Origin of the sequence: Paenibacillus sp. HGF5 (assembly GCF_000204455.1) — a bacterium.
In the GTDB taxonomy this organism is placed as follows: Bacteria; Bacillota; Bacilli; order Paenibacillales; family Paenibacillaceae; genus Paenibacillus_AQ; species Paenibacillus_AQ lautus_A.
In genome coordinates this window covers 26,967-46,033 of the sequence record NZ_AEXS01000168.1, presented here as the reverse complement: position 1 = coordinate 46,033, position 19,067 = coordinate 26,967, and the positions used below count along the sequence as shown (strand labels likewise).

Sequence of the window (19,067 nt, the reverse complement as noted above, 5' to 3'; positions counted from 1 at the left end):
AATGGGGAACGTTGCGAAGACATCATGCGTGTCGTAGACGCTGCAATGAAACCTGATATGAGTCGATTATCTTTGGTGAAGATGCTTACGGATACGGTTTCACCTCCCATTTCTGTAACTGACGGAATGGGGAATCCCATTATCTCGGACATGGTTAACGTTCAGACGCTTGAGCTGGACGGCTCTTATCTTTATTACCTGGTGAATTCCGGAGAAGAGCGCTATCCGGATACGGTTGTGACTATTCATCGAAAGGGTTCGCCTTTTCTTATTCATTTGGAGAGCGGCGCGATCGAGCCGCTGAACCATAAAGCAATGCCCGTCGGCATTCGGTTGAACTTGACGCTGCATCCAGCGCAATCCTATATGATTCGGGTTGTCCCGAATCATGAGGAGCTAAACGATTCCGTTACGGCAACAGAACTCGAGCTTCAGCATGCCGGAAGGCAGATTCAACAATTGGATGAGCGGTGGAGAATCGATTATATCGATAAGAACAGTTTAACGCTGGATACGTGCAGGTATCGGGTGGAACAAGGCGAGTGGTCAAAACCACGGCCCCTTATTTTTATCCAGGAAGAGCTGCTGAAGATCGGAGCACCGGTGCAAATCGAATTGGAATTCGAGGTTGCCGTTGCATTTGATCCCTTGATGAAACGGGAATTGTATCTTGTCTTAGAGAATCCGGAGAAAACGAAAATCCAGGTGAACGGAAACGAAGTAGCATCCCATAGTTGTGGCTGGTGGAGAGACGTTGCTTTCAAAAAAGTAGATATTACAGGCTGCCTTCAGCACGGACGAAATACCATCAGGCTTGCGCTCAATTTTTGGAACTCGCCCGAAACGTATGCGGCTATAAAGCGTGCCAATCAATTTGAATCTGAGGCGAATAAGCTTACGTTTGATTCGGAGCTCGAGAGCGTGTATATCATAGGAGATTTTGCGGTAACCTCGGAATCGCCGTTTGTTGATGGAGGGGGTGGTGTCCTTTTTTCGGACGGCCCGTTCATTCTTTCCGAACGTCCGCACGAATGTTCGCTGGCAGAAGATTTGGTCAGTCAGGGCTTGCCGTTCTTCGCAGGAAGCCTCCGCCTGGCGCAGACGGTTTCCATCTGTCTGGATAACCGTGCTAAATGGCTGTGGCGGTTTGACGCTAGGCCGAATGCAATCGTCACGCGATTAACCATTAACGGACAAGAAATCCACACTTTCTTATGGGAGCCGTGCGAAGTCGATATCTCTGAATATCTCATTTCAGGAGAGAACCTGATTGAACTAGAGTTAATCGGAAGCTGCAGAAACTTGCTAGGTCCGCACCATCATGTGAAAGGGGAACCCCTTAAGGTCGGCCCGGACAGCTTTAAGAATAAACCCGGATGGACGGATAAGGACCTTGATCCGGACAGCCCGATCTATCAAAACCGCTATGCTTTCGTTCGTTACGGTTTGTCACATGTTCCAAGCTTGGTTTCCCAGAATATGAAACCGGAGAGGGTACGTCCCGAATGAATTAGCATATAGGATCTGCCCTTTTTGTGGAATTACCCTCATTAATCGTCCTATCCATGAAGTCTATAATGAAGAGGCGCCATATGGAAGCAGACAGGTATGAAAGGGTTTTCGAAAAACGAACGAAAAGGAGGAATTATGTAATGTCATTCGTCAAAACATGGTTTCGTGCGGCACTTGGATTTACGCTTGCTGCTGCCTTGCTGGCACCAGCCGTGAATCTACAAGCGGAAGCATCGGAGGGAGGGGCTGCATTTACTCCAGCTACAATCGTAGCCTACGAGCCATCGGAAAGGTATGAAAGCTCCGTCAATTATACGCTCAAAGCGAACGGAGTACCCATCCCGGTGGTGAAGGGGTTCAGCGATTATGACTATGCGCATTTTTCCATGTCCGACGGTCCTGTCACTTACGAGTTAACGATCCTGAATACGGACAAGGTTCACGAATACTCCATAAGTCCCAAGAAGCTGGGCATCCAAGCCGATAAGATTGAAGGACGAACCATCACTTTCACGACCCAATCGGACGAGTATTTGATTGTGATGATGAATAACCGCAAGACGCGTATGGTCATCGCGGCGGATCCGCTCGAAACGGATGCACCCGCCTCAACCGGCGAGGGCATTTTCAATATTACATCCGCTCCTTATCATGTTGTATCCTCAGGTTCTTCAGCGGCCGAAGTTTCGGTAAGAACGGGGGCCATTCAGCAGGCGATTGACGATGCCAGTCATTACGGTACCGCTCGAGGAGACGGTGCGCAGGGTATTGTCTACATTCCGGCGGGAACCTATGAAATCGGGAATTTGGTATTAAAAAGTAATACGGCCCTCTACATGGAGCCGGGAGCCACCTTGGTCGGTACAGGACGAACCAGCGATTACACCGAGCACTGGTTTAAGGATTCCATGGGACGACCGGCTACCTGGTGGATCTCAACCGCATTTCAATCCGAGAATATCCGGATCTATGGACGGGGCACGATCGATGGCAACGGGCAAGCGCTGCACGACGACAAAGGAACCAATGGCAAGGGAATGATCAATAACCTCGTTGTTCCGATAGCTACCTCCCATTTTGTCATGGAAGGGATCGTGATTAGAGAATCATCGGGCTGGGCGGTGGTTACGGTACGTTCTAACGATCTTGCCTTCAGAAATCTGAAGCTGTTCAACAGTTTGGGGATGGGGGAAAATGACGGGATCGATATTTGCGAATCCCAAGACGTCGTCGTACAAAATGCGATCGGCATTTCGCTGGATGACCCGTTCTCCACGAAAGCCTGGAAAGAGGATACCGATATCGCCTCGGGCAAAGTGCCATGGCCGGGCAATCCGGAGCCCGTTCGCAATGTGTTATTCGAGGATACGATCGCTTGGACCTTATGCTACGGTTATAAGATCGGACAAGGCGTCATGCAGGATCAATCCAATATCGTATTCCGAAACGGAGTCGTTTATAAAGCGGCTGTGGGATTCGCCATTCATCATAAATACGGCACCGGTGCGGTGAGTGACGTAACATTCGAATCGATGGACGTCGAAGATATCAGCGGCAAGAACGAGGACAATAGCGCATGGATGACCATGTTCACGGTAAATGGAAGCAATAACGGCGTGGGACCCGTCAGAGACGTTAAAGTGAAGGATATTACGGTGCGCGACGCAGGTGAAAGTTTTGCCAAGATCAAGGGTATGGAAGGTGCCGCGATTACGGATCTGATGTTTGAGAATGTTTATATGCCCGGAGCAAGCTTGCCGGCAACTACACTGCACGAGATGAACTTCTTGAGCAAAGAGCATTACGGCGATGTCACGATCAGACCCGTTCAGAATGAGGAACCTCTGCCAAAAACCAATTTGGCGCTGCACCGTCCAGCCATGGCTTCGTCCAATGACGGATTGGAGGACACCGCGCCGTACGTTAACGACGGAAGTTTAACAACGCGCTTCGGTTCGAAGAGGGGCGTGGACCCCGGCTGGATCTATGTGGATCTCGGAGAGACGCGAACGATAAACGAAGTCAGGCTCTATTGGGAGGCCGCTTATGGGAAGAGCTACCGGATACAGGTAGCCGACGATCCAAGCGATGAGGCGAATTGGAGAGATGTATACAGCACCACGACAGGCAAGGGCGGTTTTGAGACGATAACTTTTGACGAAGCGGACGCGCGGTATGTACGGATGTACGGAACAGTCCGGGCTACAATATACGGATACTCCATTTGGGAAATTGAGGTATATGGGCCTGAAGAGTGAAGACTACGGGGACGGTGGGCAGTTGATTAATAAGCAAAGGACACATTCTCTTAATGAGGTGTGTCCTTTGCTTATGTTGGCAGGCAGCCCTCTTCGTTTATCGAAGCGATAAATATTCCAGCAGGGCATCCATTTGCTCGCTTCCCAAAAGATCCGACAGTGGCGGCATCACATGGGCGAGAAAATCAGGCTTCGTCTCATAAGTTTCTTCGTCGCTGGTTTCACCTTGAAAAAGCAGAGCGCCTTCAATGAGGATGGACAGCGCGTGAAAGCAATCCGCAAGCGAATTCGCGATCAGTTTAGGCTCGCCACCTTCGAAAGCGGCATATACGGGTGAACCACTGGCTTGGACATCTACAATCAGCGGATCATCGTTCACATTGGCAATGACAACGTGATGAGGTGGCCAATTGCTCGATTCTATGGTTTCCCCCCTATCGCTAATCCAGCGATAGCCCATTTGCTGCCGGACCAGATGCTCGGGAGAAACAAAGTAAATGACAGCCGATTCACCGATCTCAACCGCCGCGTTTTTCATTTTATGGGTTCCTTCGGCCATAGCGTCAATCATCTCATAATGGCTATATAGATAGGTCAGCTCAGGGGACAGCGTGATACGGTCATCCACGGGCGGCAGCCGGACCTCGGACCGCTGCCGTATTTCATGATCGGTGAAGAGCCCGAAACCCCGATTATACAAGTCCTGTTGTTCTATGAATCTAGTTAAAGCCGCTTCCAGTTTCAGCATTCATTTCATCCCTTCCAGCATGTTAACCGAATTATAACACGCCGAGTCATCGCGGTTAAGCGCGGGAAATTCTATATCTGATTTGATATATGGTAGAATATCCCGTATGTAGAGAATCTATTAAACGAACTGAAGATGGTATCACGAATACGAATAGGACGTTGATTCTGCAGCAGGGAAGGAGGCGGCAAGGGATGAAATATGAATTCAATATAACGGCTTCGATCTCCGAGCTCGTATGGTATCCGGATGAGCTGTCTGACGAGTATAGGGTACACCCTAACTTTAAAGCCGTGATGGATCGGCTTGGCATAGCGGTTCCCGTAGAGGAGATCTATGAGCGGTATTTTGATAGCCCGGTGAACTCCGGCCATGTTCTGGTATTCCAGGAGACGGAGGGCCCGGCTTCCTGCATCGTCCTGGACACGTATCGCGATCCGTTGGACCAGCTGGATATGATCCAGATGGGATGGTGAAGCCAAGGCGAAGATCACGAGCTTCGCCGGCTATCCCGCAAATTCTATGATGAATGTGAATTCGCGGTCCGTTATCAGGAAGGTCAATCGGTATTGTCCGAGAAGCTTCGCGAAGATCGATATCCACGGTCCTTCCGGTATCATACGGTATTCGAACAGAGAATGAAGCGATACGTCAATTACGCGGATTCCCCTAATTTGAAGGAGTGAGCAAGCTATGAATATATCGGAATCTCATATTCGTCCTTTTCCGGCTTACGAGGATGTATTCGAAGGCGACATGGAGCGGTACCGGAAGCATTTTCTTCCGATTCTTTCCTTGAATCTGAAGTGCCTGTTTCCGGGCGAGGATCAGTGGCTGCACTTTGTGTCCGTCAAAGAAATATACGACGGCAGCGTCGGCGAAGAAACCGTGTCCGAACACCGGCCGTATACCAAGGAGGATATGCTTGGTTTTGATGTAGTGAACGGAAAATACCGCTTCGAAGCGGATTGGAACTACTTTTTGCTCGAGCAGGAACCGGAGCATGAGACGCTGGCAGAAGCGTACGCCGACAATGAGCGGGACTTTATGGCCCGCAAGCGGTTCTATGAAGAGAAGGGGCATATCTTCCCTTACTCGTCTTTTGGTCGTGCTGCCGAATCGGCGGACGCGCTGATTCATGAATACAAGGAAAAGCAGGAGAAGGGGTGGGGATTAAGCTTCCCGGAGATCCATGGACTGCTGGATGATATTGGCTTTATGTCGGAAGAGGCACAACAGGATTTGCAGGAAGAGGGGGAAACTCTTGAGGACTGGCTGCGTTTCGAGCAGACCAATCTGCTGCATGTGCCGCGTACGCCGGAAGGAGAGATTTTTACCTATGTCGGCCGGTTGACGGGTTATTACTTTCAGGCGTACGGGGCAGACGCGCTGTACTTGTTCTACTCGAGGGAGCTGGGCAAGGCCGTCGTTTGCTTGGAATATACTTGAGATGCGACAATGTCGAATATCCAGGTTAAGATCAATGATCCGCCCCTAAGAACCATTTGGCACGATAAGCCGCCGGAGAGATGCCTTTGAATTGGGTGAACAGCCTTGTGAAGTAATGAACGGAAGAGAATCCGGTTCGTTCCGCAATCAGCTTGATGGGATCATGGGTTTGCTGCAGCAGAAGCTCGGCTGCCCGGATCCGCTCGGTGCGAACCATGGAAGAAAAAGATTCATGGATGCTGCCCGCAAGCAAGCGGGACAACTGCCGCTCCGACACGTTGAGGTATGTCGCCACTTCCGGCAAGGATAATGGTCCGCTTAGATTGTCTCGAATGTACAGTTTTGCTCTTTGGACAAGCTGCACCGTGGTTGAGTAGCTCGGAGCCGCATCGAGGTTGCGGGCAGCCCCGAACAGGGCAGGGAAGGATTCGAGCAGCGCATGCGCGAGTTTGGGCAGAAGCGAAGCAGGCAGCGAGTCTTCGGCTTCCGAACGCATCAGCATGGATTTCCATAATTGGATGGCCGGCGATTCACTGGCAAACTCGGTCCAAACGGCGCATCGACGAAGCGCTTCCAAATATGCCGCCGTAACATCGGTGGCTGATGGTTTCTCCATCGCGTCATATGCCACGAACAACAGATTCAGATCGTGAACGTCCTTGATCTGATGCAGCTGACCTGGATGGGTACAGAAAGCGACCCCAGGATATAAGGGGTATGTCCTGTCGCCTTCGAGATACACGCCGGATCCGCCGTGTACATAACAAATTTCAACGAAAGAATGCCGATGCAAGGAATTGGCCGTCAAATGACGAACGGTTCCCCAGTAATGGACAAGGAACGAGAGGCTCTCGCCTTCTAACCGACCTGCATAACGATTAAGCCGTTCCTCGCTTTTGCTCCAATGGTACAAGGCAGTACAGCTCCCTTCTGGCGTAATTTTGCAAAACGTCGTCTTTCCGGTGCAAATACGATCCCGCTTGCCCTCACTATAATTAAACTAGATATTCCATAAAATATCGAGAGGGTGCATGGCGATGATTGACGAGAAGGATGTGCAATTTTACAAAGAGAATGGGTATTTGCTGGTCCGGGGCGTTTATAATCAACAGGAAGTCGAAGATATGCGAACGGCCGTTGAAGGGATCATCCAAAGGGCGGCACGCGCCAAATCGGATCAAAACCATGCATGGCAGGGCGATTTCCTGCCGCCTGAACAGCTTAAGAAGCTGGTTCTGAAAGGATTTCACGACGTGCAATATCATGATGCCGCTTTCATGCGTGCCGCGATCCATCCTCGAATGACCGAAGTGCTGAACGGGATCATCGGACCGAACGTACAGCTGCATCACTCCAAAATGCTGGTTAAGCCCCCATCTAACGGGGCCGCATTCCCCATGCATCAGGATTATCCGTATTTCCCTCATCGGGATCACACGATGCTTGCTGCCAGCGTTCATCTCGACGACGCCGATATGGAGAACGGCTGCCTCTGCGTCGTTCCCGGCTCTCATAAGCAGGGCGTATTGCCGCATGTCGGCGCTTACTATTTGAACCATAAAGAGCATCCTTTATCTTCGGGGACTCCATGTCCGGCCAAGGCAGGCGATGTATTGTTCTTCAATTACCTGACCATCCATGGGTCGGACGTGAACCGGAGCGAGCGTACGCGCCGAAACATCCTGTTCCAATATCGCGATGCTTCGGATGTGCCGACCGCGGATGTTCACTTCGATTGGGGCATGGGCTTAATGGTCAGCGGAACCAACCCGGATTTTAACAATGTGAAGCCGAAGTATGAAATCATCAGTGCGAAATGACCATATAACAGCACCGATCCCTGTGCTGCATGATAAACCAGCTTAAAAGCCCCTTACGGGGCTTTTTTTTATGCCTGGAACTCATGACTGTCATGTTTGCACCTAATAGTAAAAATAATTCGTTGTAATGTCAGCCGGCCCCCCTATACTAGATGATAATGGATCGAGTGATAACGAATTGGGGGAAAAGCATGAAACTTCAGGCTGCGGGCAAAGCATCGAAATGGTTTGTTTATCAAAAAATCGTCATCGTATTTATCGTATTGTTACTTCCTCTCATCTCGATGAATATTTGGTTGAATTATAAGGGGATGTCCGTCACCAAGGAGTCTATCTTGAACTCCGCGGCCGCGGGGGCCTCCTTCTATTCCAAGCAGCTCGATAAAGAAATGTATTTTATCCGGAATCTGCAGCTGCAGCTGTTAAATGACAAGGATCTGCAGAAGCTTAGTTTCCGAGGCAGCATGCTTGAGGATTACGAAGAGGTGGAGCTCATCGACCAGGTCAGGGATCGGCTGGCAACCTTGATGGTTTCCAGCGAATATGTTGTGAGTGCCGGCGTGTACGTGAAGGATGTCGGGAAAACGATCTCGACCACGACGGGAGTGACCAATACCCCGAACAAGGAAATGGAACGGATATCGTCCATGATGGCGGTCATGCCCAAACCTTCATTCTATAGGAGCGGCGACCGGATCTTTCTGATCGAAACCGAAAACAACGGGGCTGTCTGGTCATACATCGAGATTTCCCGGCCCAAGCTGCTCGGGGCTTTAAGCGAAATCGCCAAGCTGTATCCGGAATCCGAAGTCCTTCTGGGGAGCAGGGAAGGCAGCACCATCTTGACGACGGCGCCTGCGGCCGATGAGTCAACAGAGATCTTGAATCATGTCCTGGACAAGCCGGATACGGATCGAAATGCGCCGGAGACGGGGGAATTGGGAGGCGTAGACTATTTTATCATTCAGAATGAAGTCGGCTCGCTGGACCTGTCCTTGGTCATGTACGTGAATCAGAATGAAATCACCCGCCCCATAAGCCAATTCATTACCTGGTTCTATACGCTGTTTATCCTTGCCGTGATTGTGATGGTGCTCTATTCGTTCTCGGTCAATCTGATGATCCACAGGCCTTTGTCCAAGCTCGTAAAAGCCTTTCATATGATCGAAACCGATAATTTGAATATCCTGATCGAGTCCAGAACCAAGGATGAGTTTCATTACGTGTTTAACGGTTTCAACAGGATGGCCTTGAAGCTTAAACAGTCGATCGAAGAAAACTATGAGCAAAAAATAGCACTGCAGCACTCGCAACTGAAGCAGCTGCAATCCCAGATTAATCCGCATTTTTTATATAACAGCTTTTTCAATGTGTATATGATGTGCAAGGTCGGAGATTCGGATAGTGCGGCGGAGCTCTCGCAAAAGCTCGGCAGCTATTATCAATACATCACGAGAAGCGGCTCCGACGAGGTGCCTTTTTATACGGAATACAAGCATGCTCTGGATTACTGCGACATACAGGGCATTCGCTTCTCGAACCGGATTTCGTATGAGCATAGGGAATTTGCGGACATTCCCCAAGGTATCACCGTACCGAGACTTATTGTTCAGCCTATCGTGGAGAATGCGTTCGAGCATGCATTCGAGGATGGCATGGAGGAAGGCATGCTGTACATCAGCGCTGATTATCGGGAGGGCAGACTGCGTATCACGGTGGAGGACAACGGGAATTTGCTTACGAATGAGATGCTGCAGCGTCTGCGCGGCAAGCTTGCCATGGATTCGAAGCATGTGGAGCAAACCGGATTGGTCAACGTGAACAACCGGCTTCAGCTCAAGTATGGGCCCGGCAGCGGATTATCCGTCTCGCGAAGCGTCCATGGCGGTTTGAAGGTGGATTTGATCATTATGATTCATGAATCAGAGGAGGCATCGTGATGTACAGACTGTTGATCGTGGACGACGAGCCCGTCATCGTGAACGGCTTGGTTCAGCTTTTTCAGGAGCAAACGCAATTCGACCTGGATGTATGGAAAGCCTATTCCGCCAAGGAAGCGGTGGAGATCGCCATGAGAGTGAAGCTGGACATCCTGGTCAGCGATATACGAATGCCCCATAAGAACGGGCTACAGCTGATTGACGAAATTACGTACTATTGGCCGCACTGCCGGATCATTTTTCTGACCGGTTACAGCGAGTTTGAATATGTGCATGAAGCCCTGCGCAAGAACGTGGATAACTACATCCTGAAAACCGAAGGGATCGATCCGATCTTTCATGCTGTCCAAGAGGCTTCCACCAGGCTGGATGAAGAGAACCGACGCAGAATCCAGGCAGAAAAGGCAAAGATGCATTTTCAAATGGCCGAGCCTCTGCTCAAGCGCGAACTCATACAAAAGGCATTGAAAGGGGAAGCCCTGAGTTCCCTGTTGTCTCAGCCCCGTTATGAAGAGGTGGAGTTCGGTATCGACGCAGATCGGCCGGCATTCCTTCTCGCTGGAAGGATCGGAATGGCCCCGGAGGCCAAGGCGAAGAATGCGGTGCAAGCCGTTCAGATGATGTTTATCAACGACCTGCCCAGCTCGTTTGCCTGCGAGCATGTCGTACTGGATGAAGACTTGCTGGTATGGCTGCTGCAGCCGGGCGAGGAGCTTCTGGACCGTTATCGGAGGTTTGAGCCGGAAGATGTGCTTCATTGGCAGGGCATGATGTCGTATATGAGGGGCATCCTGGAGCAGGTGCAAAATGAGTGCGAAGAGCTGCTTGGCGTTCAGGTTTCTTTCGGGATATCGGGCAATCTTCTGCACCAATGGAACACGGTGGGAGAGCAGCTTCATGCTTTGCGGATCATGCTGCTCAGCAGGGCGGCGCTGGGACAAGAGATGGTCGTTGCCGATATCGAAAAGGCAAAGGAACACGAAGCGATGATACATGGAAACAGCCAGCTGAGGCAGGATGACATGAAATTCGATGTGATCGACCGGATTCACAGGTACATATTGGAGCATTTATCCGGGGACGTCTCGTTGACCGCCATAGCCGAGGAAGTGCATTTTAACCCATCCTATCTTTCGCGCTACTACAAGCAGCTGACGGGTCAAAATCTGCTGGAGTATATTCAGGCGAAAAAGCTGGAAGGGGCGCTTCATCTGATGCAGCATACGAACATGAAATTACAAGAGATTGCCGTGCGGCTCGGGTTTGAATCCCCGTCGTATTTTACGACGTTTTTCAAGAAAAAGATGGGCGTAACCCCACAGGAATACCGAAATACCCAATAAGTAAAAAAAGTGAAAGCGATGTAAAAAACTTAAAATTGATAGCGCTTTCGTGAGGAATCTATAATGATATCTAAGCAGTACGGATATCAAGAATATGCCAGATCAAGGGGGATATAGCCATCATGAAATGGACCAAACTAGCGAAAATGATGTTGATTAGCACGATGACGCTTTCGGTAATGGCGGCATGCTCGAATCAGGGGAACGAATCGGAGGGGACACCGAACAAAACATCTGCCGAGGAGGCGAACTCCAATACGCCGCCGGATCCTCTCGGCAAATATCCTGAAACGGTAACGGTCACGCAAGTGCTTGGCTACAATCCGCCCGAGGACCCGCGGACGCCGCAAGGGATTACGCCCGAACAGAATGCTTACTTCAAAGACCTCAAAGACATGCTGAATATTGAAGTCCAGTACAAATGGACGGTGCCTTCCAGCCAGTTTGAGCAAAAGTTTTCATTAGCCATGGCTTCGGCCGACCTGCCGGACATTATGGAGCTGGATCAGAAGAACTTCGAGAAGCTGAAGAAGCAGGACATGCTTGCCGATCTCACCCAAGCTTATAACGACTTCGCTTCGCCGGCACTGAAAAAATACATGGAATCCGACGGCGGCTTTGCGATGAAGACGTTTACCTCAGACGGTAAGCTGCTCGCGATTCCCGGTTTCGAGGATCCGTTCCTGTCCACTCAGCTGCTCTGGATCCGCAAGGACTGGCTCGATAACCTGAAGCTGCAGCCGCCGAAAACGATGGATGAGCTGGAGCAGGTTGCTAGAGCCTTTGTGCAGCAGGATCCCGATCAAAACGGCAAAAACGACACCTACGGTATCGCCATGCAAAAGAATCTGTTCTTTTGGGGCTTTGACCTGAGGGGCTTCTTCAATGGATTTGGCGCGTATCCTTCCATCGGGGACAATCAATCGGCCTGGATCAAGGACGACAGCGGCAAGCTGATCCCCGGGCTCATACAACCGGAAGTCAAGACCGCGCTGGGCAAGCTGCAGTCCTGGTACAAGGAGGGAATTCTGGACAAAGAATTCGCCTTGAAGGACGAGAACAAGTCCGTTGAAGATATTACGGCAGGCAAGGTGGGCATTTCTTACGGGGAATGGTGGTATCCGAACTGGCCGTTGAATCTGAATGTTGACAAGGATCCCAAGGCAGACTGGATTGCCCTTCAGATTCCCGGACTCGACGGGCCGGGCAAGTCCATGGTTCCCAAAATCCGCAGCAACAAACTCGTGGTCGTGAACAAAAAAATGAAGAATCCGGAAGCCGCCATCAAAATGATCAACTTCTACATCGAGATGGGCAACAAGAAATACATGGACCAGAATAAAGCGGAAAAAGGATACGTCTATAATTGGTTCAACCCACGGATCTATAATCCGGCTCAAATCGAAACGATCTACACGGAAGTAAACAAGGCTCTCGACGCAAACCAAACGGAAATCACGCTGGATGACGAAAACTACAAAAATGTGGCGGACGTCTTCAAGGCGGCAAAGGATTATCTTGCAGGCAATACCGCGAATGCCTCGAAAGGCGTAAACTGGGGCCAATATTTCAGCCGGGCGGCGAAAGACGGCGGCTGGGGCATGACGCGGCAAATCAAAGAGAATCAAGCTTACGTAAATAACGAGTTCTACGGACTGCCAACGGCAACTCAAGTCGAGAAGGGCTCCCAGCTTGATAAGCTGATGCAGGAAACCTTCACCAAGATCGTCATGGGGGCCTCGCTGGACGAATTCGATAAATTCGTTCAGAGCTGGAAATCGCTGGGCGGGGATCAGATCACCCAGGAAGTCAATGATTGGTACGGCCAGCAGGGCGCCAAGTAATCTTGGATTGATAAAGCGGGAGGAGAAGCCCTTGAGGAAGCCGGCAGACTCCTCCCGTTTGAAATGGACGGGGAGGTTTCATCTGTGAGAACGCTGAAAAAAGAATATTTACTGCATTTGATGCTGCTGCCGGGAGTCATTGTCACGTTGATTTACGCATACGGGCCCATGGCCGGCCTTGTGATGGCCTTTCAGCAATTCGAGCCGCTGGCTGGGTTCTTCCGCTCGGATTTCGTCGGTTTCGATAATTTCCGCTATGTCTTCGAACTGCCCGATTTCAAGCAGGTTCTGTGGAATACCATCGTGATTTCCGTATTCAAAATGGTTTTGTTTCTACTGGTGCCCCTGATATTGGCACTGCTCCTCAACGAAGTCACGCGAAGATGGTTTTCGCGCTTTATCCAATCCGCCATCTTCCTGCCGTTCTTTCTGTCCTGGACCGTGCTCGGCGGCGTCATCATCGAATTGTTCTCCTTGAATGGTCCGGTGAACGGCCTTCTGGGCGCGCTCCATATGGAACCGATCATGTTCATGCTGGATAATAACTGGTTCCGCGGGATCGTCATCGGATCGGATGTATGGAAAGGGATGGGTTACAACATGATCGTCATGCTTGCAGCCATCACCGGAATCCATGCGACGCTGTATGAGGCAGCAGAAGTAGACGGAGCCGGAAGATGGAAGCAGATGATTCACATCACGCTGCCGGGCATGGCGCCGATTCTCATTTTGCTTGGCGTGTTGAGCCTTGGCGGCATTCTTAACGCAGGTTTCGAGCAGATCTTGATCATGTACAACCCGACGGTTTATGAAGGGGCGGATATCATTGATACCTTCGTTTATCGACTGGGCATGTTCAGCCAGCAGTTCGGTCCTGCCGCCGCCGTCGGTTTCTTTAAATCCGTCATCTCTCTGGCGCTCGTGGCCGTGACGTACTATGCGGCTTACAAATATAACAATTATCGGATCTTTTAGGCCGGAGTGGAGGTAGGAAGATGCATAAACCAACGATCAGCAGAAGGCTGTTTGTAATCACGAATACGCTGGTGCTGTCCCTCATCACCTTGCTCGGTATCATTCCGTTCATTCATTTGCTCTCGATTTCGTTAAGCTCGAATACGGCCGCAATGGCGGGAGAAGTGAGACTCTGGCCCGTGGGCTTTAACCTGGACGCTTACCGGTACTTGGGCGAAAAGGTAGAGTTTTTCCGTTCGTTCCGCGTCTCGCTAACCCGGGTCGTGTTGGGGACGGCAGTGAATATGCTTCTGGTATTCATTACAGCGTACCCATTATCGAAATCGAATCATCAATTTAAGTTCCGTACGCCGTACGTGTGGTTTTTTGCCATAACGATGTTTTTCGGCGGGGGATTGATTCCCACGTACATGGTCGTGAAGAACACCGGACTCATCGACTCCGTGTGGGCTTTGATTCTGCCCGGAGCGCTTAACGTATGGAACATGGTTCTGATGCTGAACTTCTTCAGGACCATCCCGAAGGAGCTGGAAGAGGCGGCAACGATTGACGGTGCGGGACACTGGAGAATATTATGGCGAATTTACCTGCCGGTTTCGCTGCCGTCCATTGCGACGATCGGTCTGTTCACCATCGTGGGGCACTGGAATGCTTGGTTTGACGGTATTCTGTACTTGAATTCGCCGGAAAAATACCCGCTGCAAACCTATTTGTCCACCCTCATTATGTCGATCAATTCCCAAATGACCTCGATTTCGATCGAACAGATCAAGGCGATGGAGAATTTGAGCGAAAAAACGCTTCGAACGGCCCAAATCTTCATGGGCGCACTGCCGATCATGGTCGTGTATCCGTTCCTGCAGAAGTATTTTGTCAAAGGGATGACGGTCGGAAGCGTGAAAGAATAAGACCTACGGAGGGAGAGAAAACGGATGAATAAAGTAAAGGTCGCCTTGATCGGTGCCGGGCTGCGGGGCATCAATTATTTGGAATATGCCCTGCAGCATCCCCACGAGTTGGAGGTGGTTGCGGTCGCAGAACCGAATCGGCAGCGGAGGGAACAGTTTCAAGCGAGGCATGGACTTGAAGACGCGGCATGCTTCGAGAACTGGAATGATTTTTTTACAGCACCCAAGGTCGCGGACGCCGTGTTCATATGTACCCAGGATAAGCAGCATTTCGAGCCGACAATGCGGGCGCTTGAGGCCGGCTACCATGTGCTTTTGGAAAAACCGATGTCTCCGGATCCCGAAGAATGCATCCGGATGGGTGAGATGGCTTCGCAGGCCGGTTTGGTATTTTCGATCTGTCATGTGCTTCGGTACGCGCCGTTTTTTTCCACCATCAAGGAGCTGCTGGAGCGAGAGGCTATCGGCCGATTGATGTCGATTCAGCATAACGAGAACGTGGGTTATTGGCATCAGGCGCACAGCTTTGTGCGGGGGAATTGGCGGCGGACGGAAGATTCCAGCCCAATGATACTGGCCAAGTCCTGCCATGATCTTGATATGCTGCTCTGGCTTGCCGATTCGGATTGCGTCCGGGTGTCCTCCTTCGGCTCCTTGAGCCATTTTACGGCTGCACAGGCACCGGAAGGCGCACCGAAGCGCTGTTTGGACGGATGTCCGGTCTCGGATGAGTGCCTCTATTATGCACCTGATCATTATTTGACCGAGGACACGAATTGGCCGACCTCGGCGATCAGTGACGATATGAGTTATGATGCCCGATATCAAGCGCTGCTGGAGGGGCCGTACGGCAGATGCGTATACCATTGCGACAATGACGTGGTGGATCATCAGGTCGTCAATATGGAGTTTGCCAACAGCGTGACGGTCGCCTTCACGATGAGCGCGTTTACGCGAGATGTCAGCCGCACGATTAAGCTGATGGGAACCCGCGGAGAAATCCGCGGAGCCATGGAGAAGAACGAAATAGAGATCATTCACTTTGGCAGCGGGAAGGTCGAGCGAATTTCTTTTGCGGACCGGGGCGGCCATGTCGGCCACGGCGGCGGAGATATGGGTCTGATCAAGGATTTTCTGAGATTGGTGCAAACGGGAGGAAGCAACCAAGGACTAACATCGGCAAGCCGTTCCGTTCAAAGCCACCTTATGGCATTCGCGGCTGAGCAGTCGAGAGTGGATGGAAGGATCATCAATCTAAATGAGTTTGCGCAGCAGTTCAGCGAGCCGATCAGAACGATGTCCGGAAATTAATGTGTAGATCTTTAAGCCTGATTGCAGTCGCAGTCAGGCTTGTTTGATATAGTAAAGAAAAGACGCCGCGCCCAAGCACCTGGATATGGTAAAATAAACCGGGCGCGATAGCAAAAAACAATCATACGGTTCGTAAATCTGCATATTTGGTTTGGCCCGAATCGGACCAAACCATAGAGCCGGAGCCCGAGTGTGGGTTTATTTAAGTTATAGCGAGAGCCGCTACCGGAACTTGGCCGAATTTCTTGAACGGTTGCTCAGATGATAGGAGGACGACTTTTGAAATATCTGAAAGATGTCCAGGAACCGGGAATGGGGACCTGGTATTTTGAAGTGGATCTCGATGGAACGGCTTACAGGCAGATGGTTCATGAAGAGGACGGCAGCTGGATCACGTCGAACCGAAAGCATGAGTCCCGTCATTTCTTGCTGGCGGAGCATCCACTTGATCCGAAAGAACCCTATTATGAAGAAATCAGTCAAGCTGCATTCGAAGAGCTCTGGCAGAAGCAGCTTCTTGCCGGGATGGAGGACTGGCAGCGGATCCAGCGCATGTTTCCTATCGGCGCACGAGTAGAAGGCAGGATCGAGGCCTTTTTTCCGCAAGGCACTTTGATTCATTTGCTAGAGCCGCATGCGGTCGGTTTGACGGACACCTCCGCTCTGGAAGCCGGTACCCGTCCCGAATGGATGTACCCTCGATATCGTGTGGTTGCCGAGGTATCCGGTTACGACCAATCCAATCAATGGGTTCTTCTTGCCCATGCAGAAGTTCTGGGAAGTCAGGATGACGAAGCTGAATCCGGTCAAGTAATATAACCGAAGCTCAATTACGTTCATCCGTTCAGAATCAACAGCCATTGCTTGTTCCTTTGATGACAAGGACCGGTAAGTCTGAAAAACCACGTGAATCGTGGTTTTTTTGTTTGCGGATGCGATTTTACAAGTGATTTGGTTTGAATTGGATATGATTTGCTATGTTCGGGTTATCCTAACCTCAAATAGAAGTTAAACAAGTTCAAAAAGCCCCGGGGTGGGTAATCATGTATAATTCCAAGACTGCAGGAGGTTTGAGCATGAAGCAAACAAACGGTAGATCCGATGTCGCGATTCTCGGGATGGGCACGGCATTGCCGGTGCATTCCGTAGCTCAGTCGGATATCGCAGAATTAATCGCATCCACGCTGCAGGACAGACCCGATCTGGCCCGCTTTGCCCGAAGAGTATTTCGATCCTGCGGAGTCGAAACTCGTTATACTTGCGAATCCAACTATCTGGATCCCTTGGAGAAGTGCCGATATTTGCATTCCCATGACGCGTCCGTCATTCCGACAACCGAAGAGCGTATGGATACATATAAGAGAGAGGCCCTCCCGCTTGGCGTGGAGGCTGCCGAGAAGGCATTGAAAGATGCCGGCATGTCTCCAGATCGAATTACGCATCTCATTACGGTCAGCTGCACGGGTCAATACCAGCCGGGGATGGATGTTCTGTTGATTCGGAAGCTGGGGCTTTCACCGCGGGTCAATCGCTTGCCATTAATCTTCCAAGGCTGTGCCGCTGGTCTTAAAGCAATCCAAATGGCGCGGGATGTTGTGAGTGGAGCGCCGGGTTCGCACGCGCTGGTCGTGTGCGTCGAGCTTTGCACGCTTCACTTCCAGCCGGTTCGGGAGAGGGAAGCATTGTTTGCGGCCTCATTCTTCGGCGATGGTGCCTCGTCCTGTGTCATCGGTCAGCCGGAAGCAGAGCATCAGCATTATGTGGAGCTCGGCACGGGATATTCCGTCCTGCTCCCGGATTCAACGGAGGATATGACGTGGGAGGTAGGCAATACGGGCTTTGATCTTTTCCTGTCGCCGCGTATTCCCAAATTGCTTGGTACTCATCTGGAGGATGAGCTTCGTGTTCTGCTGGGAGGCGACAAGCTTCCGGAATTATGGGCGATCCATCCGGGCGGCCGGGGCATCGTAGATTCAGTGCAGGAAGTAATGCGCTTGACCGACGAGCAAACCCAATACAGCCGGGAGATTCTAAGAACGGCAGGCAATCTTTCCTCCGTGACGATTATGTTCGTGCTGAACGCGATGCGCCAGAAGATGAAAGAACGGAATGAAGCTTCGACGGAAGGAGTAGCCATGGCTTTCGGACCTGGCTTAACGGCGGAGCTTATGCGTTTTACCTATGTAAAGGCTTATGCGCCAACGGTTAAGGAGCAGGACCATGTCCTTCTTTAGAACGCTGTCCATCCGGGCACAAGAAGATGAGCTTATGGATGACTTCTCCATGGGCGGAGAAGAGCTGAGCGAAGCGCTCCGGCATTTAAGGCGGTTGAATCGCATATTCGCGGCACCGGGCCCGACCTTGGACGGCGTGGTGAAGCTCTGGAAAACGATCGGCTGTCCGTATACCCTTAGCATCATAGATGTTGGCGCGGGTTCCGGCGATGTGAACCGGAAGCTGCTCCAATGGTCGGATCAAATGGGCGTGGAGCTGAGCATTACCTTAGTCGATGTGACGGAAGAAGCCTGCGAAGAGGCGAGACGGCTGTTTCGTCATGAACCGAGGGTTCATGTACGTCGCGCGGACGTTAAGGAACTGCCTGATGCGTCGGCTGATATCGTGACCGGATCCCAGTTCATCCACCATTTTCAGGGACAGCAGCTCATGGAGATCGTGTCGCATATGCTGCGAACCTCCGTTCATGGCGTCGTCATTAACGATATCCATCGGCATCCTGTGCCTTACGCGGCCGTCTGGATCACAACGCGTCTCATCTCACGCAATCGTTATATTCGTCACGATGGGCCGTTATCGGTTGCCAAGGGGTTTAAAGGGAGAGATTGGAGAGAACTGAAAGAGCAGCTTAATCACGCCACTTTGACCTATCGATGGAAGCCATTGTTCCGCTATTCCGTTGTTATCCCAAAACGATAGGAAGCCATAATCGGCTGCCAAAACC

Annotated in this window: 15 protein-coding genes and 1 pseudogene; 14 read left to right on the top strand and 2 right to left on the bottom strand. The window is 51.0% G+C overall.

Annotation, left to right across the window (positions count from 1 at the left end; genetic code table 11):
• Both HMPREF9412_RS28305 and HMPREF9412_RS28300 read left to right on the top strand, forming a co-directional pair.
• Window positions 1-1,509: pseudogene (locus tag HMPREF9412_RS28305) on the top strand (hypothetical protein); the annotation flags it as partial.
• Between the two features lie 143 nt (window positions 1,510-1,652).
• Window positions 1,653-3,770 carry a galactose-binding domain-containing protein gene (locus HMPREF9412_RS28300; protein WP_009595295.1) on the top strand — a complete coding sequence of 706 codons (2,118 nt, stop codon included), beginning with the start codon at window positions 1,653-1,655 and terminating at the stop codon, window positions 3,768-3,770.
• Window positions 3,771-3,867: 97 nt separating this feature from the next.
• Here the strand turns inward: HMPREF9412_RS28300 and HMPREF9412_RS28295 are convergent, their stop codons facing one another.
• Window positions 3,868-4,518, bottom strand: coding sequence for a hypothetical protein (locus HMPREF9412_RS28295; protein WP_009595275.1), 651 nt, complete (start codon window positions 4,516-4,518; stop codon window positions 3,868-3,870).
• Window positions 4,519-4,712: 194 nt separating this feature from the next.
• Here HMPREF9412_RS28295 and HMPREF9412_RS33500 point away from each other — a divergent pair, with 194 nt between their 5' ends.
• Entirely contained in the window at window positions 4,713-4,994 is a 282-nt protein-coding gene (locus HMPREF9412_RS33500; RefSeq protein ID WP_009595277.1) for a hypothetical protein, read from the top strand.
• Window positions 4,995-5,211: 217 nt separating this feature from the next.
• Window positions 5,212-5,967: a hypothetical protein gene (locus HMPREF9412_RS28285; protein WP_009595266.1), complete on the top strand. Its 756-nt coding sequence runs from the start codon at window positions 5,212-5,214 to the stop codon at window positions 5,965-5,967.
• Between the two features lie 31 nt (window positions 5,968-5,998).
• Here the strand turns inward: HMPREF9412_RS28285 and HMPREF9412_RS28280 are convergent, their stop codons facing one another.
• Window positions 5,999-6,880, bottom strand: a complete 882-nt coding sequence (locus HMPREF9412_RS28280; protein WP_009595300.1) for an AraC family transcriptional regulator — start codon at window positions 6,878-6,880, stop codon at window positions 5,999-6,001.
• A gap of 124 nt (window positions 6,881-7,004) precedes the next feature.
• Here HMPREF9412_RS28280 and HMPREF9412_RS28275 point away from each other — a divergent pair, with 124 nt between their 5' ends.
• The 10 genes from HMPREF9412_RS28275 (at window position 7,005) to HMPREF9412_RS28230 (ending at window position 19,042) form a co-directional block, all read left to right on the top strand.
• Window positions 7,005-7,787, top strand: coding sequence for a phytanoyl-CoA dioxygenase family protein (locus HMPREF9412_RS28275; RefSeq protein WP_015735002.1), 783 nt, complete (start codon window positions 7,005-7,007; stop codon window positions 7,785-7,787).
• A gap of 191 nt (window positions 7,788-7,978) precedes the next feature.
• Window positions 7,979-9,727, top strand: coding sequence for a histidine kinase (locus HMPREF9412_RS28270; RefSeq protein WP_009595287.1), 1,749 nt, complete (start codon window positions 7,979-7,981; stop codon window positions 9,725-9,727).
• Window positions 9,727-11,070: a response regulator gene (locus HMPREF9412_RS28265; RefSeq protein WP_009595278.1), complete on the top strand. Its 1,344-nt coding sequence runs from the start codon at window positions 9,727-9,729 to the stop codon at window positions 11,068-11,070. The genes HMPREF9412_RS28270 and HMPREF9412_RS28265 overlap by 1 nt, the downstream gene beginning before the upstream one ends.
• Before the next feature lie 122 nt (window positions 11,071-11,192).
• Window positions 11,193-12,914, top strand: a complete 1,722-nt coding sequence (locus tag HMPREF9412_RS28260) for an extracellular solute-binding protein (RefSeq protein ID WP_009595284.1) — start codon at window positions 11,193-11,195, stop codon at window positions 12,912-12,914.
• 84 nt (window positions 12,915-12,998) lie between these two features.
• A complete protein-coding gene (locus HMPREF9412_RS28255; RefSeq protein ID WP_009595306.1) occupies window positions 12,999-13,889 on the top strand; it encodes an ABC transporter permease in 891 nt (296 codons plus the stop codon).
• 20 nt (window positions 13,890-13,909) lie between these two features.
• On the top strand, window positions 13,910-14,797 hold the full coding sequence (locus HMPREF9412_RS28250) for a carbohydrate ABC transporter permease (protein ID WP_009595272.1): 888 nt from the start codon (window positions 13,910-13,912) through the stop codon (window positions 14,795-14,797).
• 24 nt (window positions 14,798-14,821) lie between these two features.
• A complete protein-coding gene (locus HMPREF9412_RS28245) occupies window positions 14,822-16,108 on the top strand; it encodes a Gfo/Idh/MocA family protein (RefSeq protein WP_009595286.1) in 1,287 nt (428 codons plus the stop codon).
• A 279-nt stretch (window positions 16,109-16,387) separates the two neighbouring features.
• The gene (locus tag HMPREF9412_RS28240) at window positions 16,388-16,927 is read left to right on the top strand and encodes a hypothetical protein (protein WP_009595270.1); all 540 of its coding nucleotides are present in this window, start codon (window positions 16,388-16,390) and stop codon (window positions 16,925-16,927) included.
• 257 nt (window positions 16,928-17,184) lie between these two features.
• Window positions 17,185-18,342, top strand: coding sequence for a type III polyketide synthase (locus HMPREF9412_RS28235; protein ID WP_009595310.1), 1,158 nt, complete (start codon window positions 17,185-17,187; stop codon window positions 18,340-18,342).
• Complete coding sequence (locus tag HMPREF9412_RS28230) at window positions 18,329-19,042, top strand: methyltransferase domain-containing protein (protein ID WP_009595291.1); 714 nt, start codon at window positions 18,329-18,331, stop codon at window positions 19,040-19,042. The genes HMPREF9412_RS28235 and HMPREF9412_RS28230 overlap by 14 nt, the downstream gene beginning before the upstream one ends.
• Window positions 19,043-19,067: the final 25 nt, after the last annotated feature.

Bases quoted from the DNA above. Each gene is read 5' to 3' on its own strand.
- HMPREF9412_RS28250 (WP_009595272.1), top strand. From the start codon at position 13,910: ATGCATAAACCAACGATCAGCAGAAGGCTGTTTGTAATCACGAATACG.
- HMPREF9412_RS28275 (WP_015735002.1), top strand. From the start codon at position 7,005: ATGATTGACGAGAAGGATGTGCAATTTTACAAAGAGAATGGGTATTTG.
- HMPREF9412_RS28235 (WP_009595310.1), top strand. From the start codon at position 17,185: ATGAAGCAAACAAACGGTAGATCCGATGTCGCGATTCTCGGGATGGGC.
- HMPREF9412_RS28245 (WP_009595286.1), top strand. From the start codon at position 14,822: ATGAATAAAGTAAAGGTCGCCTTGATCGGTGCCGGGCTGCGGGGCATC.
- HMPREF9412_RS28265 (WP_009595278.1), top strand. From the start codon at position 9,727: ATGTACAGACTGTTGATCGTGGACGACGAGCCCGTCATCGTGAACGGC.
- HMPREF9412_RS28285 (WP_009595266.1), top strand. From the start codon at position 5,212: ATGAATATATCGGAATCTCATATTCGTCCTTTTCCGGCTTACGAGGAT.
- HMPREF9412_RS28260 (WP_009595284.1), top strand. From the start codon at position 11,193: ATGAAATGGACCAAACTAGCGAAAATGATGTTGATTAGCACGATGACG.
- HMPREF9412_RS33500 (WP_009595277.1), top strand. From the start codon at position 4,713: ATGAAATATGAATTCAATATAACGGCTTCGATCTCCGAGCTCGTATGG.
- HMPREF9412_RS28300 (WP_009595295.1), top strand. From the start codon at position 1,653: ATGTCATTCGTCAAAACATGGTTTCGTGCGGCACTTGGATTTACGCTT.
- HMPREF9412_RS28230 (WP_009595291.1), top strand. From the start codon at position 18,329: ATGTCCTTCTTTAGAACGCTGTCCATCCGGGCACAAGAAGATGAGCTT.
- HMPREF9412_RS28295 (WP_009595275.1), bottom strand. From the start codon at position 4,518: ATGCTGAAACTGGAAGCGGCTTTAACTAGATTCATAGAACAACAGGAC.
- HMPREF9412_RS28270 (WP_009595287.1), top strand. From the start codon at position 7,979: ATGAAACTTCAGGCTGCGGGCAAAGCATCGAAATGGTTTGTTTATCAA.